We start from the raw sequence: 25,548 nt of genomic DNA, 5'->3' as shown, positions 1-25,548 counted from the left end.
GATTCGAAGATGGCTGACAATAGGAAACGCGAAGCGTCCGTGGAGCGCAAGACGAATGAAACCGACATTAAGCTGGCGTTCGCGGTGGACGGCACCGGCGATGCGAAGCTGGAGACGGATGTGCCGTTCCTGAACCATATGCTCGACCTGTTCGCGAAGCACGGACAGTTCGATCTGAGCGTAGACGCGAAGGGCGATATCGATATCGACGACCATCACACGGTAGAGGATATCGGCATCTGCCTCGGGCAGACGCTCCGCGAGGCGCTTGGCGACAAACGCGGCATTAAGCGGTACGCAAGCGTGTTCGTGCCGATGGACGAAGCGCTGGCCCAGGTTGTGATCGACGTAAGCAACCGGCCGCATTTCGAATACCGCGCGCAATATCCGTCCTCTCAAGTCGGCAGCTTCTCCACGGAGCTCGTGCACGAGTTTCTATGGAAGCTGGCGCTGGAGGCGCGGATCACTCTTCACGTCATCGTCCACTACGGGCAAAATACGCATCATATGATCGAAGCGGTGTTCAAGGCGCTGGGACGCGCGCTTGACGAAGCGACGAGCATCGACCCTCGCGTGCAAGGAGTGCCTTCGACGAAGGGAGTACTGTAGCATGATCGCGATTATCGATTACGGCATGGGCAATCTGCACAGCGTGAGCAAAGCGGTTGAACGCCTCGGCTACGAGGCCGTCGTGACGGGCGATCCCGAGACGATCGTGGAAGCGAGCGGCGCCATCTTGCCGGGCGTAGGCGCATTCGGCGACGCCATGCAGAATCTGCGCAATACGAAGCTCGACGAGATCGTGAAGTTTTATGCCGCTTCCGGCAAGCCGCTGCTCGGCATCTGCCTCGGCATGCAGCTATTGTTCGGCGAAAGCGAGGAATATGGCCGGAATGAGGGCCTAAACCTGCTTCCGGGCCGCGTCATCCGTTTCAATGGCAGCTATAAAATTCCGCATATGGGCTGGAATAAGCTGCAGATCAAGCAGGCAGACTCGCCGCTCTTCCGGGGGCTTGCGGAGGGGCATGTCTACTTCGTCCATTCTTTCCACGCAAAGCCGGAGCTGGCATCCGACCTGCTCGCGACGACGGACTATTACGGCGACGTAACGGCGATCGTCGGCAGAGACAATGTCTACGGCATGCAATTCCATCCGGAGAAAAGCGGGGAGCTTGGCATGCAACTGCTTGACAACTTCCTCGCTCTGACGGATAAGCGATAACGAAGGAGGGAGAACCACATGCTGGCGAAACGTATTATTCCTTGCCTGGACGTGAAGGACGGGCGCGTCGTGAAGGGCGTCAACTTCGTGAACCTCCGCGATGCGGGCGATCCGGTCGAGCTTGCGGCGACATACGACCGCGAGGGCGCGGACGAGCTCGTGTTCCTGGATATTTCGGCATCCGTGGAGGGCAGGGCGACGATGATCGAGGTCGTGAAGCGCACGGCCGGGGAAATCACGATTCCGTTCACCGTAGGCGGCGGCATCTCGCATGTCGACGACATGAAACGGATACTGCGCGCGGGCGCGGACAAGATCGGCATAAACACGGCGGCGGTCAAAAACCCTTCGCTCGTATCGGATGGGGCGCGCCGATTCGGTTCGCAATGCATCGTAGTCGCCATCGACGCCAAGTTTAATCCCGAATGGGGCGAGTGGGAAGTCTATACGCATGGCGGCAGGCAAACGACGGGCATCCGGGCGCTGGAGTGGGCGCGTGAGGTAGAACGTCTCGGAGCCGGCGAGATTTTGCTCACGAGCATGGACGCGGACGGCACGAAGGACGGTTTCGACGTCAAGCTGACCGGCGCCGTGTCGCGCGGGGTCGGCATTCCGGTCATCGCATCCGGCGGAGCGGGACGGATCGAACACTTCTCCGAGGTGTTCCGGGAGGCGCAGGCGGACGCCGCGCTCGCGGCGACGATTTTCCACTACAAAGAACTAACGATCGGCGAAGTGAAGGACGATCTGCGGACCAAAGGAGTCGAAGTCAGGTGACGGCAAACAACAAGAACGAACTGAAGGCAGCGATCAAATGGAGCGGAGACGGCCTCGTCCCGGCAATCGTGCAGGACGCGCAGAGCAAGGAAGTGCTCATGCTGGCCTATATGAACGAGGAATCGCTGGAACGGTCCATCGCCAGCGGCTCGACCTGGTTCTGGAGCCGCTCCCGCGGCGAGCTGTGGAACAAAGGCGCGACGAGCGGCCACACGCAGCGTATCGTGTCCATGAGCTACGACTGCGACGGCGACACGCTGCTCGTGCGCGTGGAGCAGCAAGGACCCGCTTGCCATACGGGGCGGTACAGCTGCTTCTACAATGCAATCGAGCTTGAGTCTGGCGCCGAAGAGCAAGCGCGCGAAGAGGAGGAGGGCTCCTCGGATCGGTTCGGCATTCTCGGCAAGCTGGAGACGATTATCGCGCAGCGCCATGCGGAACGTCCGGCGGGCGCCTATACGACTTATCTATTCGATAAGGGCGTAGACAAAATCCTGAAGAAAGTCGGCGAGGAATCGGCCGAGGTCATCATCGCCGCCAAGAACCAAGATAACGATGAGCTCCGCAGCGAAGCGAGCGATCTGTTGTTCCATTTGATGGTACTGCTTCGCGATCGCGGCCTTCCGCTTGACGACATTATGAGCGAGCTTAAGGGCCGCCATGGCAAACCGACGACGAACAAAATGCGATAAAACCCGAAACGTGACGCCCAAAGTCATCACTTTGTCGAAAATTAATGCTTATACATTTTTGAATTCTTAGTAAATCAATGTATAATAGGACAGGTAAGCTTTGATTGGAGCAAGGTGAAACGGTTGTCGCCGTCCCAGGGCAGCGCGGCGCGTTTCATTCCGAGAATTCTAAGCTCGTTATAAGGCGCAAAACTTATAAATTCTTGGAATTTATTAAATTATTTGGTTGAAACGCTCAGGAGGGTATCATGTTAAGCGACAAGGTGCGTATTTTTTCGGGTTCGTCAAATCCGGTATTGGCTCAGAAAATCAGTGAAGAGCTTGGTTTGAACCTAGGTTCCATCAAACTTTCCCGTTTCAAAAGCGGTGAAATCTACGTTCACTACGAAGAAACGATTCGGAACTGCGACGTCTTTCTCGTTCAGTCGTTCTCGCATCCCATCAACGAGCATTTTGTCGAATTATTGGTTATGATTGACGCGGCGAAACGCGCATCCGCAAGAACGGTGAACATCATCATGCCGTACTACGGATATGCGCGACAAGAGCGGAAGGCCGCGCCAAGGGAACCGATCTCGGCGAAGATGCTGGCGGATGTGCTGACGACCGTCGGGGCGACGCGCGTCATCACCATCGATCTTCACGCTCCGGCCATCCAGGGCTTCTTCAATATTCCGGTGGACCATATGACGGCGCTTGATCTGATCAGCGACTACCTGAAGTCCAAGAATATTAAGAACCCGGTCGTCGTGTCCCCGGATGCGGGCCGCGCCTCCACGGCTGAGAAGCTGGCCAACTACCTCGACACTTCCTTCGCGATCATGATCAAGAAACGCTCTGCGCACAACGAATCCTCCATCACGCATGTGATCGGGGACGTCGAAGGGCAGACGCCGATCATCATCGAGGATTTGATCGACACCGGCGGCACGATCGTCAACGTCGTCGAAAGCTTGAAGGAACGCGGCGCGGAAGACGTTTACGTTTGCGCGACGCACCCGCTGTTCTCCGGATCCGCGATTGAGCGTTTGGACCACAAACATATTAAAGAAGTCATCGTGACCGATTCCATCATGCTGCCGGAGACGACGCCGGACCGGTTCAAAATCCTGTCCGTCGCTCCGCTGCTTGCCGAAGCGACGCGCATCATTCTGGACGGAGGCTCCATCAGCACCCTGTTCAAGAACAAAGGCGTTTAATCGCAACCGCATATCGATTCTAACCGCGAAAATCGCGGGCGGCCGTGGAGGCTGTCCGCGATTTTCCCACATATTCTTGCATGTTGGGATTGGCTGGGCTATGGTATAATCGTGCTTACAAAGGATGCATAAAGGAGGTGCCTTGCGAATGAAAGGGAAGAAACGAATGGCGGTTGGCGAAGGTGCGAATACGAATATCATATCCATACAATGGGACGCTACGTTCTTCTTCGAGCGCGCGGTACGTTCGCTGGACCGATTCCATTATGACAAGGCACTCAAATATTTCCGCAGAGCCGTGGAATACGAGCCTGATAATCCCGTTAATCATTGCAACATGGCGGGCATTCTATCGGAGATGGGCAATTACAAGGAGTCGAACGAAATCCTGAGCTGGATCGTGGACGAACTCGACCCCATGATGACCGAATGCCACTTTTATATGGCGAACAACTACGCCAACATGGAAATGTACGAGGCTGCGGAACGTTCGCTCGTCCAATACCTGCAAGAGGATCCGGACGGGCAATACCTGGACGAAGCCGAAGAGATGATGGATCTTCTCCAGTTCGAGCTCGAGAGGCCGATGCCGCTCAAAAACATAAAGTCCAGAGAAGGCATGGTCGAGCATGACCAGGCCCGTTCGCTGCTGGAGGAAGGCAAATTCACGGAGGCGGTGCGCATCCTGGAGGAGATCGTGGAGGGTCAACCGGAGTTTCTGGCCGCCCGGAACAATCTGGCGCTCGCTTATTACTATATGGGTCTCTTCGACAAGGCGAAGGAAGCCATTCGCAGCGTACTGGCGCAGGAATCGGGCAACCTTCACGCGTTATGCAACCTGGCGATCTTCTATCAGCACGAAGGCGACCGTGAGAACCTCGATGAGCTCGTGGAGCTGTTGACCAAAACCGTGCCGTTCCATCAGGAGCATGTGTTCAAGCTGGCGACGACCATGGGCATTTTGGGACAACATGAGATTGCGTACCGGCACTTTATCAGGCTGGTGAAGGATTCCGAAGTGCAACAGGACCCGTGCCTGTATCATTACGCAGCGGTCGCGGCATGCAATATCGGCAGGCTGAACGATGCGGAGCGGCTGTGGAAGACGACGATGAAGCTCGACCCGACATCGGATATTCCGCCATACTACATGCAGCAGCTGGCGCAGCTTCGCGAGGGCCTTGCCGCCGCGCCGATCAGCTATCATTACCATCTGCCCTTCGAAGAGCAGTTCAAGCTGTGGGAGAAGTCTTCTTCCGGCATTCCGGACCATCTGAAGAGCGACCCGCTTGTTCGTTCTTCGTTCTTCTGGGCGCTCCGCCACGGAGATCAGCACACGAAGCTGCAAGTGATCCAGGCGTTCGGCATGATCGCGGACAACGAAGTGAAGGATGTGCTGCGCGCTTTCCTGCTGGAGCAGGACGAAGACGATTATTTGAAAAAAATTGCGATATTCGTCCTGCGGACGATCGGCGTCCAAGATCCGCTTCCGGTCGTGCTGGAGGGCAAACGCACGGTGATCGAGCCGAACCGCGTGCCTTCGAGGCTGCCGGAGTGGCATGACAAGTGGGAAGAGGTGGCGCAAGCTGCCCTCAGCCGGATGAGCAAACATTATGATCTCGTCCAGCAGCATGATATGATGACGTTATGGGTGGAGTTTCTATCGCGCGTGTACCCCGATGTGCCGAAGCTGGCGAAGCCGGAAGGCTGGGCGGCCGCGCTGGAATATTTGACGGCCAAGATGCATCGCCGGGCCATCTCGTATCACGAAGTAGCGGTTCGCTACGGAACGTCGATCGCCACGGTGAGCAAGCACGTCAAGCTGATTGACGGCGCATGCGGGATCAAGGAGAAGATGAAGTCGATCAGCACGTTCTTCTCCGCGCATGAGCAAGAGGAAAACTAATTCTGCATGAGGTGAAAAACATGTACAAATCCATTATTATCGGCACCGGCCCCGCGGGACTGACGGCTGCGATCTATCTTGCGCGCGCCAACATGAATCCGCTCATCATCGAAGGACCGGAGCCGGGCGGACAGTTGACGACGACGACGGAAGTCGAAAATTTCCCTGGTTTTCCTGAAGGGATCATGGGACCCGAGCTGATGGAAAATATGCGCAAGCAAGCGGAGCGGTTCGGGGCGAAGTTTCTGACGGGCTGGGTGAATTCGATCGACCTGTCCGAGCGTCCGTTCAAGCTGCAAGTGGAAAGCCAAGGCGAGATCGTCGGCGAGAGCGTCATTATTTCGACGGGCGCATCGGCGAAGTACTTAGGGATTCCGGGCGAGAAGGACAACGTCGGCAAGGGAGTCAGCACTTGCGCGACCTGCGACGGCTTCTTCTTCCGCGGGAAGAAGATCATCGTCGTCGGCGGCGGGGATTCCGCCATGGAAGAAGCGAATTTCCTGACGCGCTTCGCGACGAACGTCGAGCTGGTGAACCGCCGCGATGAGCTTCGCGCTTCGAAGATCATGCAGGACCGCGCCCGCGAGAACGGGAAGATCAGCTGGAGCCTGAACCGGACGCCGGTCGAAGTTGTGGCGAACGGCATGGGCGTGACGGGCCTCAAGGTGCGTAACAACGAGACGGGCGACGAAGAGGTCATAGAGACGAACGGCATCTTCATCGCGATCGGCCATACTCCGAACACGAAATTCCTCGGCGGCCAGATCGATACGGACGAACATGGCTACATCCAAGTGAAACCGGGAACCTCCGAAACGAACATTCCGGGCGTATTCGCCTGCGGCGACGTGCAGGACAGCAAATATCGCCAAGCGATCACGGCGGCCGGCAGCGGCTGCATGGCCGCGCTCGACTGCGAGCGGTTCCTCGAAGGCTCGATTACGCATGACTGGAGCCAGTCACTCTAACGCTGACGGGCTAGCAACCGGCTTCCGGCAAGCCGCATAGAAGGGACTGCACCTGAGAGGCGGCACGAATCAGGCTGCGGTTCCTTTTTTACTTATGCGGAAGGGCGCAAGAACGCTCGTTGAAGGGAATGCTTGGACGTCCGTATGCGCTTGACCGAAGTGGGAACAACGCTTATAGTTGGAACAGAGAATGTTAACAATGTGAACGAGGTGGCTATAGTCATGTCTGAGAAGATTTACGTGGGCGTCGATGTTGGCGGCACAACCATTAAGGTAGGCCTTTGCGACGCGGAGGGGCAGCTGCTCCATACCTATGAAGGGGCGACGGAAACGGATAAAGGCACGGACGTTATTCTTCATAATATTGCGAAGTATTCGCGGGCGATCGTAGAACAATCCAATTACGCTTGGGAGCAAGTAGACGGCGTGGGCGTCGGCATCGCGGGCTTCTTGGACATTCCGACTGGCTATGTGAAATATTCCGCAAATCTGTACATCGAGAACACGGATCTCAAAGGTTTCCTGGAGAAGGAGCTCGGCAAGACGATCAAAGTGAACAATGACGCGAACGTTGCGGCGCTGGGCGAAGCATGGGCCGGCGCGGGCAGAGGCGTGGCCCACTGCGTGTGTTACACGCTCGGCACGGGCGTAGGCGGCGGCATCATTATAGATGGCAAAATCGTAGAAGGCTACAACAGCATGGCGGGCGAGCTCGGCCATATCGCGATCGTGCCTGATCTGGAAGCGATTCAGTGCGGCTGCGGCAAGATGGGCTGCCTCGAGACGGTATCGTCCGCGACGGGCATCATTCGTATGGCGAAGGACGCGGTTGCCCGCGGCGACCGCACGTCCCTTGCCCAAGTAGAGAACATCATGGCAAAGGACGTCGTCGACGCCGCCAAAGCCGGCGACGAAGTGGCTGCGCGCATCGTAAGCCGCGCGGCATATTACCTCGGCAAGTCGATGGCGATGATCGCGATCGTGCTGAATCCGCAATATTTTATTATCGGCGGCGGCGTGTCGAAGGCAGGCGACTTCCTGTTCGACCAAATTCGTGAAGTATTCGAGAAATACACGCAAGAACAAGCGAAGGAAGGCGTCAAGATCGTACCGGCTACGCTGGGCAACGACGCGGGCGTGGTAGGCGCGGCGGGACTTATTCTTAGAGGATAGTAGGTGTACGTATGGAAACGGCAGCAACGCTGGCTAAGCTTGTGATCATTACCGGCATGTCGGGCGCGGGCAAGACGATCGCCGTCCAGAGCCTGGAGGATTTGGGATTCTTCTGCGTCGATAACTTGCCGCCGGTACTTATCCCGAAGTTCGCGGAGCTCATCGAGCAGTCGAACGGCAAGATCGGCAAGGTCGCGCTCGTGATCGACCTCAGGGGACGCGAATTTTTTACGGCGCTGTCGGAATCGTTAACGTATATCAAAGATAATCATACCATTAGCTGTGAGATTCTGTTCCTGGACGCGACGGACGAGGTGCTCGTCCAGCGTTATAAGGAAAGCAGGCGCCGGCATCCGCTGGCGCCGCAAGGCTTGCCGCTGGACGGCATTCATAGCGAGCGGCGGCTGCTGGAAGATTTGAAGGGCTCGGCCTCCCAAGTCATCGATACGAGCAGCCTGAAGCCGCTGCAATTGAAGGAACGAATCATTTCGCATTTCACGAATTTGGAGCAAAGCAATCTCTCCGTCAACGTTACCTCGTTCGGTTTCAAGTATGGCATTCCGATCGACGCCGACTTGATCTATGATGTTCGTTTCCTTCCAAATCCGCATTATGTCGAGCAGCTGCGTCCCAATACGGGCCAGCATCCCGACGTCTACGACTACGTCATGAAGTGGCCGGAGACGCAGCAGTTCCTGACGAAACTGCTGGATATGCTCCAGTTCCTGATTCCGCTCTACCGCAAGGAAGGCAAGAGCCAAGTCGTCATCGGCATTGGCTGTACAGGCGGCAAACATCGTTCGGTGGCGATCGCGGAATACTTGGGCAGAATGCTCGGAAGCAGCGACACGGAGCGGGTGCGCGTCAGCCATCGCGATTCGGAGCGGGATAAGCATTGACGCGGGGGGAGAACATGCAGACGATACAGAAGGTTGTCCGTCGTCCCAAGATCGTCGTCATCGGCGGCGGCACGGGTCTCTCCGTTATGCTGAGAGGGCTGAAGGAGAAGCCGCTCGACATTACGGCGATCGTTACGGTCGCCGATGACGGCGGCAGCTCCGGCATTCTGCGGAGCGAGCTTCAGATTCCGCCGCCGGGCGATATCCGCAACGTGCTGATGGCGCTGGCGGATGTCGAGCCGTTGCTTGCCGATATGCTGAAGTACCGTTTCAAAAGCGGCAACGGGCTTGCCGGGCATAGCCTCGGCAATCTGATGCTGGCCGCCATGACGGATATCTCCGGTGATTTCGTAACAGGCATCCGCCAGCTAAGCCGCGTGCTTGCGGTTCGCGGGCGCGTGCTGCCCGCGGCCAATCGGGCGATCGTGCTGAAGGCGGAACTGGAAGACGGGTCGATCGTTGTCGGAGAATCCCAAATTCCAAAGGCCGGGAAGGCGATCAAACGCGTGTTCCTGGAGCCCGCGGACGTCGAGCCGCTCGCCGAAGCGGTAGAGGCGATCGAGCAGGCGGACGCCATTCTGATCGGGCCGGGCAGTCTTTATACGAGCATTATGCCGAATCTGATCGTGCCGAAGCTGGCGCAGGCGATCGTCGAATCGGAAGCCGTCAAGCTATTCGTCTGCAACGTGATGACGCAGCCGGGCGAGACGGACAATTATACGGTAAGCAATCATTTGGACGCGATCCATACCCATATCGGCCATCATTTGTTCGATTATGTCATCGTGAACGACGGCGAAATTCCGCCTCAAGTGGAGAGCAAGTACGCAGAGCTAGGCGCTAAGGCGGTCCAGCTCGATATCGATGAAGTAACCCGGAGAGGCTACAAGGTCATCGCCGACCGTCTGGTATTGTTCCGGACGTTCCTGCGGCATGACGCGGAACGGTTAAGCCATCATATTTATAAGCTAGTGGAGAATTGGATGTTACGAAAGAGGTGAGGAAGAATGTCTTTTGCGGCCCAAACGAAAAAAGAGCTGACGATGGTGGAAGCGGACAGCTGCTGTGAGCGCGCCGAATTATCGGCCCTTATACGGATGAACGGTTCGGTTAGCTTGTCCAGCCGCAAGGTCGTTCTCGACATCTCGACGGAGAATGCCGCGATCGCGCGAAGAATTTATTCGCTGATCAAAAAACATTTCGACTTGCATGTGGAGTTGCTCGTGCGCAAGAAGATGCGCCTGAAGAAAAACAACGTGTATATCGTGCGGCTGCCCGCCAAGGTGCAAGAAGTGCTCGCGGAGCTAAAGATCGTCTCCGAAGGTTTCATGTTCAACAACGGCATCGACAAGGAGATCATCCGTAAGCCGTGCTGCAAGCGTTCCTATCTGAGGGGGGCGTTCTTGGCCGGGGGTTCCGTGAACAATCCGGAGGGATCGTCGTACCACTTGGAGATCTCCTCGATGTACGAGGAGCATTGCGGATCGCTGGTCGACCTGGCAAACAAATTCGACCTGAACGCGAGATGCATCGAGCGGAAGAAAGGATTTATTTTCTATATCAAGGAAGGCGAGAAGATCATCGAACTGTTGAACATTATCGGCGCGCACCAAGCGTTGTTCAAGTTCGAGGATGTCCGGATCATGCGCGACATGCGCAATTCGGTGAATCGGATCGTCAATTGCGAAACCGCCAATTTGAACAAAACGATCGGAGCTGCCGTAAGGCAGATCGATAACATAAAGCTGCTCGAGAAGGAGATCGGCCTCGACAGCCTGCCGGATAAGCTTCGTGAAGTCGCAGTCATACGGCTGCAGCATCCCGACCTGAACTTGACGGAAGTAGGCGAGATGTTGAAGGGGCAAGTAAGTAAGTCCGGCGTGAATCATCGACTTCGCAAAATCGACGAAATGGCCGAAAAAATACGGTCCGGATCAACTTATGCCTAGTGCAACAGCTTGTAAAATGATATAATAAGCTGTAAATGGCTTTTCTTAAACTGTGTATGTTCATGATTTAGAATAATATAGGGGGTATGTTTCCATGACAAGGCTTCCGGTTGTCGTTCGTTTGAAGACGGGGCTTCATGCTAGGCCTGCAGCGCTATTCGTTCAAGAAGCGAACAAATTCTCCTCCGAGGTATTTGTAGAGAAGGACGATAAGAAAGTAAACGCCAAGTCCATTATGGGTATTATGAGCCTTGCGATCAGCTCCGGCACTGAAATTTCGATAAGTGCGGAAGGTTCGGACGCGGAACAGGCTGTAAACGCTTTAGTCGCGCTCGTCAGCAAGGAAGAGCTCGAGAACCAGTAATCGATGCGCGGACGGTTTGCCGTCCGTTAATAAGCAAAGCAAGGGAGACGCTTTTGTGCGACGCAGCGAGTCGCGCGGAGGGCGCTCTTTTTTGCGTTTCCAGACACATCCAATACAAAAAAACAAGCAGATCGGCGATGGCCGGTCTGCTTGTTTGGTTTGTCGAGCGAATCCGATCGACTAGGATGATGAAATTAGATGCGCTCGATGACTTTATCGACAAGGCCGTATTCTTGCGCTTCCGCAGCGCTCATGAAGTAGTCGCGGTCCGTGTCCTGTTCGATGCGGCTGAGCGGTTGGCCGGAACGGTCTGCCAAAATATTGTTCAGCTTATCGCGCATCTTCAAGATGCGGCGGGCGCGGATCTCGATATCGCTGGCTTGGCCTTCGGCTCCGCCCAGCGGCTGGTGAATCATAACTTCGCTGTTCGGCAGCGCGTAACGTTTGCCTTTCGCGCCTGCAGTCAGCAAGAATGCGCCCATCGAAGCGGCCATGCCGACGCAGATCGTGGACACGTCCGGTTTGATGTATTGCATCGTATCGTAGATGGCCATGCCGGATGTGATGGAACCGCCAGGGCTGTTAATGTACAAGGAAATGTCCTTCTCCGGATCTTCGGCGGCAAGGAACAGCATTTGCGCGATGATGGAGTTGGCCACCACGTCATTCACACCCGAACCAAGGAAGATGATGCGGTCCTTCAGCAGGCGGGAGTAGATGTCGTACGAGCGTTCCCCGCGGTTGCTTTGCTCAATTACCATAGGTACAAAATTCATTCTTAACCAATCCTCCTTCAGTGTTTGCGTAGCAAACGCATCTTCGTAAGCATAAGCTCATCGTGAAACGGTTTGTTGAAATTTTGTATTCCTATCATAACGGATTCAATTTAAAAAGTCAAAGAAGGTCAGAAGAGTTGGCTCCGCCGAGCTTGCGGCTACTTTGGAGAGTCGTTTCTGCCGAACTTGCGGTATTCGCGAAGCGACATGCCCATCCGATCGCGGAAGATGCGATCCAGAGATTTCCATTTCTCGTAGCCGACCATAGGCGGTAAAGCCATAATCGGAATCCGGCTGTCACGGAGCAGGCGGCAGCAGGCTTCGACGCGGATGTCCTCCAGATGCCGGCGGAACGACCGGCCCGTGGTGGAAGCGAGCAGCCTCCCGAGCTGCCGTTCGCCGATTCCGACCGCCGCGGCGGCGTCGAAAGCCCTTATCGGATCCGCGAAGTGCTGACGTATATAGGCAAGCGCACGCCGCGCGCGGAAATCGGATTCGCCGCCGGCGCCCGGCTGCGGAAGCCGTCCGCCCCCGCAGGTCTCCTCCTCGGTCCCGGCAGCTTGCCGGAAAACGGAGGCGAGCAGCCCAAGCGCTCCGCTCCACAGCGACAACGAATCGGCTTCGCCGGCGCGAGCCGCATTCGCCGCGTATACCCGATGGAGCCGTTCGAACAGGCCGCGCAACTCGCCAGTCTCATCTTTCAGATGGAGATAAGGACGCTCCGCGCTTGATTGGCCGGCAAGCCAGGACAGGAAGCCGGTCGCCCGCTCATCCCCGAGGAAAGCGGCCAGCCTGGAGAGGGAAGCGGTGCGGATCAGGCAGTTCAGCACTTTCAGCCGCTCGCTCCGGGCAGTGCGAGCCGGCGGGCGGAAGATATGCCGGGTGCCCACGGGGATGGCGAACAGATCGCCGCGCTCCGTCTGAAGCGGCTCGCCGTTCACGTAATGCGTCCCTTTGCCTTCGGTGACGAGCACGATTTCGACGAAATCGTGATCATGCTCGGCGAGCCACAAGTTTTCTTCGGCCTCGAGCACATAGATGTCCGGATGGCGGCGGAAGTAAAGGTCGTCCTCATAATGCTCGATGGTACGCTGCACGGTCATCCAGGGCCGTCCTTCCTGTAGAGGATGTCTGAATCAGGGTTATCGATGTCGCCTTTGGGCATAAAAGCGTCTTTGCGCTCATTCTACAATGAAACGTAAGCGATGTCATTCGCCGATGTCGAGAAGGAGGAAGAAACATGATGGAAGCTAAAGAAACGTCCTGGCAAGCCCGCTGGATATGGGGGGGCGAGGAAGAAAGCCCGCGTAATGAATGGAGGCAGTTCCGGCGCAGCTTCGACTGTCCCGCAGATCTTCCGGCCGGAGCGGAAGCGAAGCTCTGGGTGACGGCGGATTCGAGATACGAGATTTACGTCAACGGAACGCGGATCGGCCGAGGACCCGCCCGCTATTTTCCAACGCAAATTTTTTATGATTGTTACCCGGTCGGCCATTTGCTCAGACGCGGCCAGAAGAATACGATCGCCGTGCTGGTCATGCACTTCGGCGTCACTAATTTCTACTACCTGCGCGGCAGAGGGGGACTGCTGGCGGAACTCGCCGTCACGGACGGCGCAGGGGAGCTAACGCTTGCCGCCACGGGCTCCGACTGGCGCACCTCGCTGCAGGCCGGACATGCCAGGGAGACGGCGCGCATGTCTTGCCAGCACGCGTTCGCGGAGCGGATCGACGCGCGCCTGATGGACGAGGACTGGATGGACGTCCCGTACGACGACCGGGCATGGAAAACCTCCACGGTCATCGGCGAGGTAGGGATGGAGCCTTGGACGAATCCGCAGCCGCGCGATATCCCTTACTTGACGGAGGAGGCCGTCGGACCCGTCGGCGTGCTGTCCTTGAACCGTGTCGTGCCTTACCGGCTCACGGCCTTCCTCGACAATTATGCACTTATGAAGCCTCATGGCGAGGAGAACGCCAATCCGCTATGCTACGCGGGGGCGTTCGCCACCGTACTGCGGCTCAAGGAAACCTCCGAGCTTAACATCGTCCTGCATGTCAGCGGCTTCGGCATTGGAGATGAGGTGCCGGGAGTTCTCCGCATCGGCGACCGAACGATAGAGCCTAAGCATGAACCGCCGCTGCTTCGATGTCGCGTGACGCTTCCGGCTGGCGAGCACTTGCTGCTATATGCGGCATACGGGGCGGATCACGGCGGAATGCAGCGCATCGGAATCGACTCCGACAAGCCGATCGAATGGGCCAATCCGATCGCCTCCGATGCCGGCCGGACGGCTGGCACGGCGGAGGCGGGCTCGCCGTTCGCGGCGATCGGCCCGCTGTACGCGTTTACCGTCGTCGACTTCGAGGTACAGACGGAGCAATTCGCCGCATGGAAGCAAGCGGCGGCGCGCCTAGCGGCGGAGGTATCGAAGATCGGAAGCGCGAGCGAGCTGCATGCAATCGGTTCCCGGCTGATTCCCATTCCTGCGCTCCTGTGCAATGCCGAAGACGCGTTTATGCCGCAATTCGCCAAACGGCTCTCGGAGCAATACGCCATACCCGCGTCGCTGCAGCAAGTCGCGGTGGCCTCATGCGATCCCGGGGCGGTGCCCGTATTCGCGGACGGCGATACCGAATTCACGCTCGACTTCGGGAAGGAGTGGAGCGGTTACCTGCAATTCGAGCTCGAGGCGGAGGCCGGAGTGACGATCGATTGGTACGGGGTGGAATACAGGAAGGGCGATTACGTACAGCATACGTACGGGCTCGACAACACGCTGCGGTACGTAACGAAGGAAGGGTATCAGAGGTATACGTCGCCGGTCCGCAGAGGCTTCCGCTATCAGATCGTCACCGTCAGGGGGGCGACGAGACCCGTGTGTATTCATGGCGTCCGGGTGCTACAAAGCAACTATCCGTCTCCGGAGATCGGCGCGTTCCAGTGCTCGGACGCCAGCCTGAACGCAATTTGGGAGATGGCCAGACATACGACCAGACTGTGCATGGAGGATACGTTCGTCGACTGTCCCGCCTACGAGCAGACGTTCTGGGTGGGCGACAGCCGCAATGAAGCGCTGGTGAATTATTATTTGTTCGGCGGGACGGATATCGTGAAGCGATGCCTGCGACTGGTGCCGGGCTCCGCGTTCCAGACGCCGCTGTACGTCGACCAGGTGCCGAGCGGCTGGAGAAGCGTCATTCCGAACTGGACGTTCTTCTGGGCGGCGGCCTGCGCGGAATACGCGGAGCATACGGGCGACCGCGAGTTCGCGGCGGAGATGCTGCCGAAGGTGATGTATACGCTGCTGCATTATGCGCAGAGGCTGAACGGCGACGGATTGCTGGAGATGAAGGGGTGGAATCTGCTGGACTGGGCGCCGATGGATCAGCCGGGGGACGGCGTCGTCACGCACCAGAACATGATTTTCACCCACGCGCTGCGCCGGACGGCGGCATTGGCCGAGCTGGCGGGCGGCGAAGCGCCGGCGGAAGCCAAGTGGTGCGAGGAGCTGGCCGCTAAGCTCGGCGAGGCGATCAACCTTCGTTTATGGAGCGAGGAGCGCGGCGCTTATCTGGACTGCATCCATAAGGACGGAAGACGCTCCGAAATATTCAGCATGCAAACGCAGGTGATGGCGCTTCTCTCGGGCCTGGCCCAAGGGGAACGCAAGGCGACGCTGACGTCCTATTTGAGCGCGACGCCTGAAGGTTTCGTTCCGATCGGCAGCCCGTTCATGTCTTTCTTCTATTATGAAGCGTTAATGCAAGGCGGCGACGTCGCGAGGATGCTGGACGATATCCGGCAAAACTACGGCTTCATGATCGACAACGGGGCGACCACCTGCTGGGAGATGTATGGCCATACGACGATGAACCGGGCGAACGCGAACGACTTAACGCGCAGCCATTGCCATGCGTGGTCGGCTGCCCCGGGCTACTTCCTGGGAGCTTACGTACTCGGCGTACGCGCCGCCGCTCCGGGCTGGGCAAAGGTCGTCATCGAGCCGCTTCCCGGCGATTTGCAGTGGGCGAAGGGAGCCGTGCCGCTGCCAGACGGCGGCAAGGTGGAGGTAGCGTGGAAGGTCGAAGCGGGTCAACTTGCGACGCTGGATATTACGGCGCCGGAGGGAATCGAGCTTGAACTTCGAGTCCCGTCATCCTGCGCGGTTTCGATTCATAGGCTGAAGACGTTGTAGAGCGGCAAACAGCAGGAAACAACCAAAAGCTGGCACTGCACGCGATAGGAAAAGAAGCCGCATCTCGGCGATAAGGAAACGCTTCTCGCGAAGAAGAAATCCTATCGCCGACATGCGGCTATTCTGGCTGTTGATGCAGCTGCAATTTTGAAACTAATATCCCGAAGACCTACTCCCCGTTTGCCTCGCCAAAATAAACGCCGCCCCGCAAATCGTTCACGAACTTCTGCAGCCATTCGTAATAGCTCACGGCATGCTTCAGCTTCCGCAGATCCTCCAGGCAAAGGTTGCGCTCCTCCTCCGTCGTATCCAGGTTCAGGATCAAGTCGGAGAGAACGGGGATGGCAGCCTGCACCGCGCCCAGCATCACGTCGACTTCCCTTTGAAGCTTCGCGGTGAAGAAGGACTGGAACGCTTTGAAGAAGTCGGTCTCCGCTACGTATTGATCCTTGCGGTCATCCTTCTCCTTCAGCTTCTCCACCATCTTGGATTCCGTCAGCGCCCGGACGGCGTAGCTCATGTTGCTCTTGCTCATGTTCATGCTCTGGCGCATCTCTTCCAGCGTCATGGGCCGATCCTCGAAAAACATAATGCCGTACAGCTGCCCGAACGTATAGTTGACCCCGTACAGGTCCATCGTCTCCGCAATAGCGTCGATAACCCCCGCCCGCAGCTCTTCGCGGGGCGATAACGGCTCCTTCATTTCCCCGAACGTAGCTTTTTTCACGATTTCTCCTCCGCCGATCCACCGGATAGAAGCCCGTCTTCGGGCATGCTCCGGTTTACATATTCTTCATTGCGATTTAACGCAGATATAACCATGCGATGACAAAACGAACGTACAATTATTTTTGTACAGATGAACGATATCACAATAATTCATTTATATTTTAGCACATTTTCAATTTTTTTTGACCACATGAGAAAACCTCTATCGAGGCCTTTCAGAGATGAGCGACCACGTTCAAAGGTAGGTTTTATCGCCAATAAGAATTTCAGATTTCCGACAAGTCCGGAAACTTATAAATTCTTTTGTGGTTAAAAAGTTTGCATCCACGATTAATTGTATTGGAAATGGGAGGTTGCAATGAACAAGAGGCTAATGCTTGGAGACTTAAAGGCGTTCCTGTTCACGCTGCCCGCGATGATTCCGCTGATGGTGTTCTGGTTCATTCCGCTGGGTTATGTCGTGTATCTAAGCTTCACGGAGTGGGACTTCATGAGTCCGGTCCAGCTGTTCGTCGGTCTGGACAACTACCGGTACTTGTTCGAGAATCCGGCGTTCTATCAGTCGCTGCGCGTGACGATCTGGTTCTGCCTCGGGAGCGTCGTTCCCAGCATGGCGATCGGCCTGCTGCTGGCGATTATGCTGAGCGGCAAGCTGAAGGGCGGCTCCATCTATAGGACGATGATGTTCGCTCCATGGGTGACGCCTACGGTCGCGGTATCCATCGTCTGGTCATGGATTTACGAGCCGGAGGTCGGGCTCGCCAACAGTGCGCTAAGCTTGCTGGGGCTGGAGGGCGTCAAGTGGCTGCTTGATCCTGCATGGGCGTTGGTTGCCGTACTGATCATGACCGTGTGGAAGTCCGCGGGCTGGTGCATGATCTTCTATCTGGCGGCGATCGGCAGCGTGCCGAAGGATCAGCTGGAAGCCGCGGAGCTGGACGGCGCGAACCGCTGGCAGCGATTCACGAGAGTGACGCTGCCGCTTATCTCCCCGACGACGTTTTTCCTCGTCATCGTGCAGCTGGTCGCGGCGATCCAGACCTACGATCAGATCAACATTTTGACGCAGGGCGGTCCTTCGGGCTCTACCCGTACGCTGCTCTATCTGTACTATCAATCGGCCTTCTCGTCCTTCCAGATCGGCGAAGCGTCGGCCGTCGCGATTACGATCATCCTCGGCTGCGCCGCTTTGTCGCTGGTGTCGTTCGTAGCCGGCAGGAAGACGGTCCACTATTAATCCGAATTCAGTGAGAGGAGCAGCAACATGCGAATGACCGGAGCTTGGCGAACGCCCGTTCGGCACGTAGTGCTGACGGCAAGCGCCATCCTGATGGCTTTCCCGTTCTACTGGCTCGTTATGAGCGCCTTGAAGACGAACGACGAGATCTGGCAGTTCCCTCCGTCGCTTTGGCCGGAGAATCCCTTATGGGGCAACTTCGCGGAAGCGTGGCAGGCGGCGCCGTTCGCGCAATATTTGTTCAACAGCGTATTCGTCGCCGGCATGATCGTCGTGCTTCAATTCATCAATTCCGCCATGATGGGGTACGCCTTGACGCATATGAAGTTCAGGCTCAAGGGAGCGATGACCGCCATGGTGCTGGTTTGCTACATGATTCCCGCCACGGCGGTGTACCTGCCAAGCTATATGATTCTGGGCAAGATGGGGCTCATCGACTCCTACGCAGGCCTGATTCTGACCAACTGCGTGAGCGTGTTCTCGATCTTCCTGATCAGACAAGCCTTCCTGCAAGTGAACCATGAGCTGATCGAGGCCGGCCAAATGGACGGTGCGTCGCACATGCGAATTCTGTGGACGATTCTTGTTCCGCTCACGCGCTCTTCCTTCGCCGTTCTCGCGCTCATTACGTTCATCGACCAGTACAACAATTACTTCTGGCCGATGCTGATCACCCAAAGCCCGCATCTGCAACTGGTGTCCGCGGGACTTCGCAGCTTCTTCGTGGAAGGAGGTGCCTACGGGCTGAAGTGGCCGCTAATCATGGCCGCCAGCGCATTCACCATCGCGCCGCTGCTCGTGTTATTCGCGCTAACGCAGAAGCTCATCATCCAGAGCGTCAATCTGACCGCAGGATCCAGCAAGGGGTAATTGGATAGAAACGCAATCGAGATAAAGCCATCATTTTTTTTCCACATCAGAAATCATTATTCCTTTAAAGTAATAAAGCGTAAAGGAGATCTTTCTGATTGGCGATAAAAACTTCCACTAAAACGCGGTCGCACACCTCGAATTACTCCGATAAAAGTTTTTCTCATAATCGAAGGGAGAATGAATGAAGATGTTGAATCATAAAAAATGGATGTCCGGTATGACGCTGTTGTCCTTGCTTGTCGTGTCCGCTTGCGGCACGAATGGAGATGCAAGCTCCAATACGGGAGCCGGGCAATTGGCCTCTCCGTCGAATGGAGAATCCACTAACGCTCCGGCGGTGTCCGAGCCCGTCACGATTGAATTCTGGTACGGTCTCGGCGGCAAGCTTGGCGAGAATATGCAGATTCTCATCGACAAGTTCAACTCGTCGCAGGATGAAGTGATCGTAAAGCCGGTCGTGCAAGCGGACTACTCCGAGACGGAGAAGAAGCTGCAGGCGGCCATCGCCTCCGGCACGGTTCCGGCGGCGGTGCTGTCCTCCAATGTCGATTGGGCGCGCAAGGGCTATTACGCATCCATCGACGAGCTGATCGCGGGGCAAGCGGACTTCAATAAGGAGGATATTGTTCCGACATTCCTGCAGCAGGGCGAAGTGGACGGGAAGATGTACTTCCTGCCGATGTACGGCACGACGCAAGTGATGTATTACCGCAAGGATACGCTGGAGAAGCACGGCATCCAGGCGGAGAATTTGACGACGTGGGAAGCGTTGGCGGACGCGGCGGCCCAGATGACGGTGAAGGAAGGCGGCAAGACGACGTTCTACGGCTGGGAGCCGATGTGGGGCGCGGACAATATGATGGATGCCGTCTATGGCAAGGGCGGCCGCGTCGTTAGCGAGGACGGCAAGCAAGTGCTCGTGGATTCGCCGGAGTGGGTCGAGACCTGGGATCTGTTCCGCAAGTGGATTCACGAGGATGGCATCATGCGCATCCATTCCGGCGGCCAAGGCTGGGAGTATTGGTACAAGACGATCGACGACGTCATGAAGGGCAACGCCGCGGGTTACACGGGCTCCAGCGGCGACCAAGGCGACCTCGACTTCGGTATCGTGGCCGCGATGGAGCAGCCGGGCTGGGAGGGCATGGGCCCAGGCAAGCCGGTGGCGAGCGCGATCATGGCAGGCATTCCTGCCAAGGCGAGCCCTGAGCAGCAGCAAGCGGCGTTCAAGTGGTACAGCTTCTTCATGAGCCCGGAGAACACGGCATTCTGGTCCATGAACACGGGTTACATCGCCGTGCGCCAATCTGCTCTGGAGGATCCGGCATTTATCGAATTCAGCAAAGAAAATCCGCAAATCACAGTTCCGCTTAAACAAGCGGCTCATGCATCCATGCCGTTCCAAGATCCGACAGGCGGCAAAATCTACGATGCGCTGAAGATCGCCGCGGACAAGGTTCAGATCGGCAACGTGCCGGCCGCAGAAGCGCTGAAAGAAGCAAAGGAGACGGCACAGCGCGAGCTCGACAGAAGCAACGGGTAGGAGGAGCGGATGATGCCGCGTATCAAGGTTGGAAATGAAGGCAGTTCCTGCGAGGTAGACGCGATTCTGTTCGACAAAGACGGGACGTTGCTGGATTTCATCTATACGTGGGGGATATGGAGCGAGCGGCTGCTCGCTTCCTGTTCCTCGGCGCTCGGATGGACGCAGGAGAGAGTGGATGAGATGGAAAAGCTGATTGGATTGCGTCGCAGCAAAGTGGATGGGCATATCGAGGATTACGACCGGAACGGTCCGCTCGCGATGGGCACCGTAGACGATCTGCTTGCGATTGTGGCGCTGGAAGGCTATCGCGGCGGCGGGACATGGGCAGACGCGAAGACGATTGCCTGGAACGCGAAGGCGGAGGCCGACGCTGCGATTGAAGCGGAGAAGGCCGCAAGGCTGCTGCCTCATGTATGGCCGTTCCTGGAGAGTTGCCGTGAAGCCGGCCTGAAGCTGGCCGTCGTGACGGCGGACGAAACGGCGGCGGCCAAGCGGCATTTGGAGTGGCTGGGCATTGCCTCCTTCTTCGATGCATGCGTGGGCACGGATGCCGTGGAGAACGGCAAGCCGTTCCCCGACATGGCGCAGTTCGCTTGCGGCTTGTTGGGCGTGATGCCTTCGCGAACCGCGGTCATCGGCGACACGAATGGCGACATGCTTATGGCGAGGGCGGCAGGCGCGGCAACGGCGATCGGCATTGTGCCGTCGGGCCGCGAGATTTCTGCCCAGCTGCCTTCCGCGGACGCTACCGTTTGGAGCTTCGCGGAGCTCGCGGTGGAGTCATGACAGAGGTGGGAAAGGATGCGCGCATGGGCTGGTTATTACTTGCATGCGCGATCGTGCTTGAGGTATCGGGCACGATCAGCATGAAATATTCGGAAAGCTTCACGAGGCTGCTGCCTTCGATCTTGATGTTCGTTTTCTATGGAGCAAGCTTCACGTTCTTGAACTTTGCGCTTGATTACCTGCAAGTAAGCGTCGTCTACGCCGTGTGGTCGGGCGTGGGCATCGTGTTGATCGCCATATTCGGCTATTTCGTCTTCCAGGAGAAATTGACTTTATCCTCGGCGCTCTGGATCGGCGTCATCGTCGCGGGAGTGATCGGGCTCAACATAAGCAGCAAAGCGCATGGCGGGTAAACGGACTACATTAGCGCAGGAGGGATCATGATGGATAACCTTAACGAACCGCTGGTTGACGGGCGTGCGGGCGGAAGGATGGCACAACAGGCAGCCGAACAGCCGCAGTTTTCTTTCCAGGTTCTGACGGACACGCATGTGACGGAGGATGCGGAACATGTCTACAACCGCAATTTCGGCGAAGCGCTGCGTCAGATTAGGGAGCTGGCGGGGACAACTTCGGGCATTATGCATGCGGGAGACGTGACCGATCATGGCTTGCCGGGCGAATACGCGGAGTTCCGCCGCATATGGAGTGAGCACGGAACCGGACTGCCGGAGATAACCATGACGACGGGCAACCATGATGTCAGACAAGGCGATTGGGAGGATGAGATCAAACGGTTCCTGGAAGTGACCGGATTGTCGGAGACGTATGATGCGGCTGCGCTGGATTACGATGATCTCCGTCGCCTGTGGGAGGAGCACCGAAGCGTTCTGCCGGAGCTGGAGATGGCGTCGGAAGAAGGAAACGCCGGCCTGGACCCTATTGGACGATTCTTGTCCGAGACGGGGACATCGGCTCCCTATCACGATCTATGGATCGGGGGCTACCATTTTATATTCCTCGGAACGGAGCGGAGCTTGGTGCTCTATTGCTCGTTGTCGGAGGAGCAGCTGCGTTGGCTGGACGAGAAGCTGAAGGAAGGGGCGCCGGATCGCCCGGTTTTCGTCTTCCTGCATCAGCCGCTTAAGAATACGGTAGCGGGATCATCGGAAGCGCAGGGCTGGCATGGCGTCGTCGAGGATGATGAGCTTCGGGCGGTACTGGCCCGTCATCCGGAGGTCATCCTGTTCACAGGGCATACCCATTGGGAGCTGGAGTCTAGGGACGCGTTCTTCGACGGGGGAGGGGAGTTGCCCGCGATGTTCGGCGGCGCGTCCGTTGCCTACCTTTGGAATGATGCAGACGAGCATAAGGACGGCAGCCAAGGATTCTTCGTGGATGTGTACAAGGATCGCGTCGTCGTCAAGGGACGAGACTTTGGCAAAGCGGAATGGATCGACGGCGCCCGGTACGAGCTGCGATACCCTCGCTGAGCATAGATTTGAAGTGGGAGAGCATAAACGCAAAAAAGCCGTTCAGCATGAGCTGAACGGCTTGTCGTTTATGTTGTAATGGCGCGCCCGCTAGGAATCGAACCTAGATCTCAGGCTCCGGAGGCCTACGTCATATCCATTGGACCACGGGCGCGTACATAAAAAACAGTAGCAAAAATGATTATATGATATCGGTGCATCGAAAGCAAGAGGATTTCGAAAATTAAATTTGTGAGAATGGTGACAGTAATCGCTTTCAATTGCATTTGCATACTTGCGGCGGAATGGCATTTTGGTTAAAATAAAGGTGGGACTTAAAATGAGTACGTGGGACATAATGAGTCCAGTGATAATCAGAGGATTCAAGAACCCAATACGAATGGCAAGTCGCCGGTTAGAATCGAGTCAGATGGAGTGAAGGTGTAGAGATGCGTCAGCTCATTGAACTGCAGCAGCAGCTTGTACCGGAACTTCTGGATACGATGAGGAAGCGTTACTTGATCCTGAATCAAGTCATGCTCGCGGGCACGATCGGCAGGCGGACGCTTGCCAGCGAGCTGGGGATGACGGAGCGGGTGCTTAGAGCGGAGACGGACTTCCTGAAGGAGCAAGGACTGCTGGAGATCCAGACGGCGGGCATGCTCATCAGCGACGAAGGCAGAACGCTGCTGGAGCGGCTTGAGCCGATGTACAATTCGTTGTTCGGCCTATCGGAGCTCGAAGAGAAGATCAAGACTTACTTCGGTCTCACCCAAGTGATCGTGGTCCCAGGCGATTCCGAAAGCTCGATGCAAGCGAAGAGGGAGCTCGGCAAGGCGGCGGGCCAAGTGCTTCGCGCAAGCATGAAGCCTGACGACGTTATCGCCGTAACCGGCGGAACGACGATCGCGCAAGTGGCGAACCAGCTGACCATCTCGACGGCGCTGAAGTCGATCCGGTTCGTGCCCGCAAGGGGCGGGCTTGGCGAAAGCCACGACTACCAGGCGAACACGCTCGCGTCGACGATGGCGAAGCGTACCGGCGGTCATTATCGGCTGCTGCATGTGCCGGACCATCTGGGCGAGGAAGCTTTCGCTTCCTTAATGCAAGAGCCGAACATCCAAGAGCTCGTCGAAGTGATTCGGAGCGCGAGAATCGTCGTTCACGGCATCGGCGACGCGATGGTCATGGCGAGGCGAAGGAAGCTGGAGCAGACGACGGTCGACGAGATTGCGGCCGAGGGCGCGCTGGCGGAGGCGTTCGGGTTTTATTTTGACCGGAGCGGGGCTGTGGTGCACAAAATGCAGACGATAGGGTTACGGCTCGACGATATTGTGAAAACTGAAGTTGTTATCGGCGTTGCGGGCGGCAAGAGCAAGGGAGAAGCCATCGCGGCGGTCATGCGGTCCGGGTACGACGACGTGCTCGTCACGGACGAAGCGGCCGCGCTCGAGATCGTTGCTTTAATCGAGCAGAACGGCAGCAATGCCCAGCAATGACGCGGCATAATCGCCGCGGCGACGGGCAGCCTCATGGAGGCGGCATAGAAGAATAGGCATCATGACGGAGAACGGAACGCTTGCGCGGAAGCGGCGGCGGGCCGGGAAACGTCTTGAAATATATTTTTAGACATTTTTCAAAAACGCTTAGGAGGAACTAACAATGGTTAAAGTTGGTATTAATGGTTTTGGACGTATCGGCCGTAACGTATTCCGCGCGGCACTGAGCAACTCCGAGGTTGAAATCGTAGCGGTAAACGATCTGACGGATGTAAACACGCTGGCTCACCTTCTGAAATACGACACGACTCATGGCGTTCTTGACGCTACCGTTGAAGCAAAAGAAGGCGCTTTGGTTGTAAACGGCAAAGAAATCAAAGTATTCGCCGAGCGCAACCCTGCAGACCTGCCTTGGGGCTCCGTAGGCGCTGAGATCGTTGTTGAATCGACAGGTATCTTCACGACGAAGGAGAAAGCCGAGCTTCACCTGCAAGGCGGCGCTAAAAAAGTTATCATCTCCGCTCCGGCTACAAACGAAGACATCACGGTCGTTATCGGCGTTAACGAAGACAAATACGATCCGTCTGCTCACACGATCATCTCCAACGCTTCTTGCACAACCAACTGCCTTGCTCCTTTCGCGAAAGTATTGAACGATAAATTCGGCATCGTTAAAGGCATGATGACGACTGTTCACTCGTACACGAACGACCAATCCGTGCTTGACGTTCCTCACAAAGACCTGCGCCGCGCTCGCGCAGCTGCTGAGAACATCATTCCTTCCTCCACAGGCGCTGCGAAAGCCGTTTCGCTGGTACTGCCTGAGCTGAAAGGCAAGCTGAATGGTATGGCTATGCGCGTTCCTACGCCTAACGTATCCGTAACGGACCTGGTTGCCGAGCTGAAAGTGAATGTAACGGTTGAAGAAGTGAACGCAGCGTTCAAAGAAGCTTCCGAGACTTCCCTGAAAGGCATCTTGAACTACAATGAATTGCCGCTGGTATCCAGCGACTACAACGGCGACCCTGCTTCCTCCACGATCGACGCTCTGTCGACGATGGTTGTTGAAGGCAACATGGTTAAAGTCGTTTCCTGGTACGACAACGAGTGGGGCTACTCCAACCGCGTAGTTGATCTTGCTGCTTACATCGCTAGCAAAGGTCTGTAAGGAAAGAAAGCTAAGGGCCGCGGCTTCCTCCAAAGAGAGCTTCGGCCCTTGGCATGCGCCCCACCGGTCCCTCGGGCGGGCCTTGCCAGAAGGGCGTTCCTTCCTACTATAAAGAGGGGACGTCCTTCTTTTTTGCTTTTATGAACCACCTTTTAAAGAGTGTTCAATAAGTTTT

Annotated in this window: 24 protein-coding genes and 1 tRNA gene; 21 read left to right on the top strand and 4 right to left on the bottom strand. The window is 56.7% G+C overall.

Annotated features, from left to right (window positions below):
• The first annotated feature begins 9 nt into the window (after positions 1-9).
• The 12 genes from hisB to RB620_RS25305 all read left to right on the top strand — a co-directional run bounded on the left by hisB (position 10) and on the right by RB620_RS25305 (position 11,149).
• Complete coding sequence (gene hisB, locus RB620_RS25360; protein ID WP_308099283.1) at positions 10-609, top strand: imidazoleglycerol-phosphate dehydratase HisB; 600 nt, start codon at positions 10-12, stop codon at positions 607-609.
• A gap of 1 nt (position 610) precedes the next feature.
• Positions 611-1,222 carry an imidazole glycerol phosphate synthase subunit HisH gene (hisH, locus tag RB620_RS25355; protein ID WP_308099282.1) on the top strand — a complete coding sequence of 204 codons (612 nt, stop codon included), beginning with the start codon at positions 611-613 and terminating at the stop codon, positions 1,220-1,222.
• Positions 1,223-1,240: 18 nt separating this feature from the next.
• Positions 1,241-1,999: an imidazole glycerol phosphate synthase subunit HisF gene (gene hisF / locus RB620_RS25350; RefSeq protein WP_308099281.1), complete on the top strand. Its 759-nt coding sequence runs from the start codon at positions 1,241-1,243 to the stop codon at positions 1,997-1,999.
• Complete coding sequence (gene hisIE / locus RB620_RS25345; RefSeq protein ID WP_308099280.1) at positions 1,996-2,691, top strand: bifunctional phosphoribosyl-AMP cyclohydrolase/phosphoribosyl-ATP diphosphatase HisIE; 696 nt, start codon at positions 1,996-1,998, stop codon at positions 2,689-2,691. The genes hisF and hisIE overlap by 4 nt, the downstream gene beginning before the upstream one ends.
• Before the next feature lie 248 nt (positions 2,692-2,939).
• Positions 2,940-3,890: a ribose-phosphate diphosphokinase gene (locus tag RB620_RS25340; protein WP_308099278.1), complete on the top strand. Its 951-nt coding sequence runs from the start codon at positions 2,940-2,942 to the stop codon at positions 3,888-3,890.
• A gap of 148 nt (positions 3,891-4,038) precedes the next feature.
• Complete coding sequence (locus RB620_RS25335) at positions 4,039-5,796, top strand: tetratricopeptide repeat protein (protein WP_308099276.1); 1,758 nt, start codon at positions 4,039-4,041, stop codon at positions 5,794-5,796.
• A 20-nt stretch (positions 5,797-5,816) separates the two neighbouring features.
• Entirely contained in the window at positions 5,817-6,764 is a 948-nt protein-coding gene (trxB, locus tag RB620_RS25330; RefSeq protein ID WP_308099274.1) for a thioredoxin-disulfide reductase, read from the top strand.
• Positions 6,765-6,986: 222 nt separating this feature from the next.
• A complete protein-coding gene (locus RB620_RS25325; RefSeq protein ID WP_308099272.1) occupies positions 6,987-7,937 on the top strand; it encodes an ROK family glucokinase in 951 nt (316 codons plus the stop codon).
• Positions 7,938-7,948: 11 nt separating this feature from the next.
• Complete coding sequence (gene rapZ, locus RB620_RS25320) at positions 7,949-8,836, top strand: RNase adapter RapZ (protein ID WP_308099270.1); 888 nt, start codon at positions 7,949-7,951, stop codon at positions 8,834-8,836.
• 14 nt (positions 8,837-8,850) lie between these two features.
• Positions 8,851-9,837, top strand: a complete 987-nt coding sequence (locus tag RB620_RS25315; protein ID WP_308099268.1) for a gluconeogenesis factor YvcK family protein — start codon at positions 8,851-8,853, stop codon at positions 9,835-9,837.
• 6 nt (positions 9,838-9,843) lie between these two features.
• Positions 9,844-10,785, top strand: coding sequence for a DNA-binding protein WhiA (gene whiA, locus RB620_RS25310; protein ID WP_308099267.1), 942 nt, complete (start codon positions 9,844-9,846; stop codon positions 10,783-10,785).
• Positions 10,786-10,879: 94 nt separating this feature from the next.
• Positions 10,880-11,149: an HPr family phosphocarrier protein gene (locus tag RB620_RS25305; RefSeq protein WP_068678916.1), complete on the top strand. Its 270-nt coding sequence runs from the start codon at positions 10,880-10,882 to the stop codon at positions 11,147-11,149.
• 194 nt (positions 11,150-11,343) lie between these two features.
• Here RB620_RS25305 and clpP read toward each other — a convergent pair whose 3' ends face one another.
• Complete coding sequence (clpP, locus tag RB620_RS25300) at positions 11,344-11,925, bottom strand: ATP-dependent Clp endopeptidase proteolytic subunit ClpP (protein ID WP_308099266.1); 582 nt, start codon at positions 11,923-11,925, stop codon at positions 11,344-11,346.
• Positions 11,926-12,083: 158 nt separating this feature from the next.
• Complete coding sequence (locus RB620_RS25295) at positions 12,084-13,028, bottom strand: helix-turn-helix domain-containing protein (RefSeq protein ID WP_308099264.1); 945 nt, start codon at positions 13,026-13,028, stop codon at positions 12,084-12,086.
• Positions 13,029-13,165: 137 nt separating this feature from the next.
• On the opposite strand from RB620_RS25295, the gene RB620_RS25290 reads away from it, so the two are divergent.
• Complete coding sequence (locus RB620_RS25290; protein ID WP_308099262.1) at positions 13,166-16,123, top strand: family 78 glycoside hydrolase catalytic domain; 2,958 nt, start codon at positions 13,166-13,168, stop codon at positions 16,121-16,123.
• A 169-nt stretch (positions 16,124-16,292) separates the two neighbouring features.
• Here RB620_RS25290 and RB620_RS25285 read toward each other — a convergent pair whose 3' ends face one another.
• Positions 16,293-16,850: a GbsR/MarR family transcriptional regulator gene (locus tag RB620_RS25285; RefSeq protein ID WP_374121458.1), complete on the bottom strand. Its 558-nt coding sequence runs from the start codon at positions 16,848-16,850 to the stop codon at positions 16,293-16,295.
• Between the two features lie 360 nt (positions 16,851-17,210).
• Here RB620_RS25285 and RB620_RS25280 point away from each other — a divergent pair, with 360 nt between their 5' ends.
• The 6 genes from RB620_RS25280 to RB620_RS25255 all read left to right on the top strand — a co-directional run bounded on the left by RB620_RS25280 (position 17,211) and on the right by RB620_RS25255 (position 22,727).
• Complete coding sequence (locus RB620_RS25280; protein WP_308099260.1) at positions 17,211-18,089, top strand: carbohydrate ABC transporter permease; 879 nt, start codon at positions 17,211-17,213, stop codon at positions 18,087-18,089.
• Positions 18,090-18,116: 27 nt separating this feature from the next.
• A complete protein-coding gene (locus tag RB620_RS25275) occupies positions 18,117-18,959 on the top strand; it encodes a carbohydrate ABC transporter permease (protein ID WP_308099259.1) in 843 nt (280 codons plus the stop codon).
• A 190-nt stretch (positions 18,960-19,149) separates the two neighbouring features.
• Entirely contained in the window at positions 19,150-20,505 is a 1,356-nt protein-coding gene (locus RB620_RS25270) for an ABC transporter substrate-binding protein (RefSeq protein ID WP_308099257.1), read from the top strand.
• 12 nt (positions 20,506-20,517) lie between these two features.
• Positions 20,518-21,294, top strand: coding sequence for an HAD family hydrolase (locus RB620_RS25265; RefSeq protein WP_308099255.1), 777 nt, complete (start codon positions 20,518-20,520; stop codon positions 21,292-21,294).
• 23 nt (positions 21,295-21,317) lie between these two features.
• A complete protein-coding gene (locus RB620_RS25260; RefSeq protein WP_308099253.1) occupies positions 21,318-21,647 on the top strand; it encodes a DMT family transporter in 330 nt (109 codons plus the stop codon).
• Positions 21,648-21,677: 30 nt separating this feature from the next.
• Entirely contained in the window at positions 21,678-22,727 is a 1,050-nt protein-coding gene (locus RB620_RS25255) for a metallophosphoesterase family protein (RefSeq protein WP_308099252.1), read from the top strand.
• A gap of 79 nt (positions 22,728-22,806) precedes the next feature.
• Here the strand turns inward: RB620_RS25255 and RB620_RS25250 are convergent.
• Positions 22,807-22,881: transfer RNA gene (locus RB620_RS25250), tRNA-Arg, on the bottom strand.
• 274 nt (positions 22,882-23,155) lie between these two features.
• Here RB620_RS25250 and RB620_RS25245 point away from each other — a divergent pair.
• Both RB620_RS25245 and gap read left to right on the top strand, forming a co-directional pair.
• Positions 23,156-24,205: a sugar-binding transcriptional regulator gene (locus RB620_RS25245; protein WP_308099251.1), complete on the top strand. Its 1,050-nt coding sequence runs from the start codon at positions 23,156-23,158 to the stop codon at positions 24,203-24,205.
• Between the two features lie 163 nt (positions 24,206-24,368).
• Positions 24,369-25,373, top strand: coding sequence for a type I glyceraldehyde-3-phosphate dehydrogenase (gap, locus tag RB620_RS25240; RefSeq protein ID WP_308099250.1), 1,005 nt, complete (start codon positions 24,369-24,371; stop codon positions 25,371-25,373).
• The last annotated feature ends 175 nt before the right edge of the window (positions 25,374-25,548 follow it).

Source organism: Paenibacillus sp. LHD-117 (assembly GCF_030929555.1).
Taxonomy (GTDB): Bacteria; Bacillota; Bacilli; order Paenibacillales; family Paenibacillaceae; genus Pristimantibacillus.
Note: the sequence above shows the minus strand (reverse complement) of the source record. Positions and strands in the feature narration are given on the sequence as shown.

What these genes read in the sequence shown, in the direction of transcription:
- hisB (WP_308099283.1), top strand. Translation starts at nt 10, where the DNA reads ATGGCTGACAATAGGAAACGCGAAGCGTCCGTGGAGCGCAAGACGAAT.
- RB620_RS25305 (WP_068678916.1), top strand. Translation starts at nt 10,880, where the DNA reads ATGACAAGGCTTCCGGTTGTCGTTCGTTTGAAGACGGGGCTTCATGCT.
- rapZ (WP_308099270.1), top strand. Translation starts at nt 7,949, where the DNA reads ATGGAAACGGCAGCAACGCTGGCTAAGCTTGTGATCATTACCGGCATG.
- RB620_RS25260 (WP_308099253.1), top strand. Translation starts at nt 21,318, where the DNA reads ATGGGCTGGTTATTACTTGCATGCGCGATCGTGCTTGAGGTATCGGGC.
- RB620_RS25245 (WP_308099251.1), top strand. Translation starts at nt 23,156, where the DNA reads ATGCGTCAGCTCATTGAACTGCAGCAGCAGCTTGTACCGGAACTTCTG.
- hisF (WP_308099281.1), top strand. Translation starts at nt 1,241, where the DNA reads ATGCTGGCGAAACGTATTATTCCTTGCCTGGACGTGAAGGACGGGCGC.
- hisH (WP_308099282.1), top strand. Translation starts at nt 611, where the DNA reads ATGATCGCGATTATCGATTACGGCATGGGCAATCTGCACAGCGTGAGC.
- clpP (WP_308099266.1), bottom strand. Translation starts at nt 11,925, where the DNA reads ATGAATTTTGTACCTATGGTAATTGAGCAAAGCAACCGCGGGGAACGC.
- RB620_RS25325 (WP_308099272.1), top strand. Translation starts at nt 6,987, where the DNA reads ATGTCTGAGAAGATTTACGTGGGCGTCGATGTTGGCGGCACAACCATT.
- gap (WP_308099250.1), top strand. Translation starts at nt 24,369, where the DNA reads ATGGTTAAAGTTGGTATTAATGGTTTTGGACGTATCGGCCGTAACGTA.
- RB620_RS25295 (WP_308099264.1), bottom strand. Translation starts at nt 13,028, where the DNA reads ATGACCGTGCAGCGTACCATCGAGCATTATGAGGACGACCTTTACTTC.
- RB620_RS25275 (WP_308099259.1), top strand. Translation starts at nt 18,117, where the DNA reads ATGCGAATGACCGGAGCTTGGCGAACGCCCGTTCGGCACGTAGTGCTG.
- RB620_RS25290 (WP_308099262.1), top strand. Translation starts at nt 13,166, where the DNA reads ATGATGGAAGCTAAAGAAACGTCCTGGCAAGCCCGCTGGATATGGGGG.
- RB620_RS25265 (WP_308099255.1), top strand. Translation starts at nt 20,518, where the DNA reads ATGCCGCGTATCAAGGTTGGAAATGAAGGCAGTTCCTGCGAGGTAGAC.
- RB620_RS25340 (WP_308099278.1), top strand. Translation starts at nt 2,940, where the DNA reads ATGTTAAGCGACAAGGTGCGTATTTTTTCGGGTTCGTCAAATCCGGTA.
- RB620_RS25255 (WP_308099252.1), top strand. Translation starts at nt 21,678, where the DNA reads ATGGATAACCTTAACGAACCGCTGGTTGACGGGCGTGCGGGCGGAAGG.
- RB620_RS25280 (WP_308099260.1), top strand. Translation starts at nt 17,211, where the DNA reads ATGAACAAGAGGCTAATGCTTGGAGACTTAAAGGCGTTCCTGTTCACG.
- RB620_RS25335 (WP_308099276.1), top strand. Translation starts at nt 4,039, where the DNA reads ATGAAAGGGAAGAAACGAATGGCGGTTGGCGAAGGTGCGAATACGAAT.
- RB620_RS25315 (WP_308099268.1), top strand. Translation starts at nt 8,851, where the DNA reads ATGCAGACGATACAGAAGGTTGTCCGTCGTCCCAAGATCGTCGTCATC.
- RB620_RS25270 (WP_308099257.1), top strand. Translation starts at nt 19,150, where the DNA reads ATGTTGAATCATAAAAAATGGATGTCCGGTATGACGCTGTTGTCCTTG.
- whiA (WP_308099267.1), top strand. Translation starts at nt 9,844, where the DNA reads ATGTCTTTTGCGGCCCAAACGAAAAAAGAGCTGACGATGGTGGAAGCG.
- trxB (WP_308099274.1), top strand. Translation starts at nt 5,817, where the DNA reads ATGTACAAATCCATTATTATCGGCACCGGCCCCGCGGGACTGACGGCT.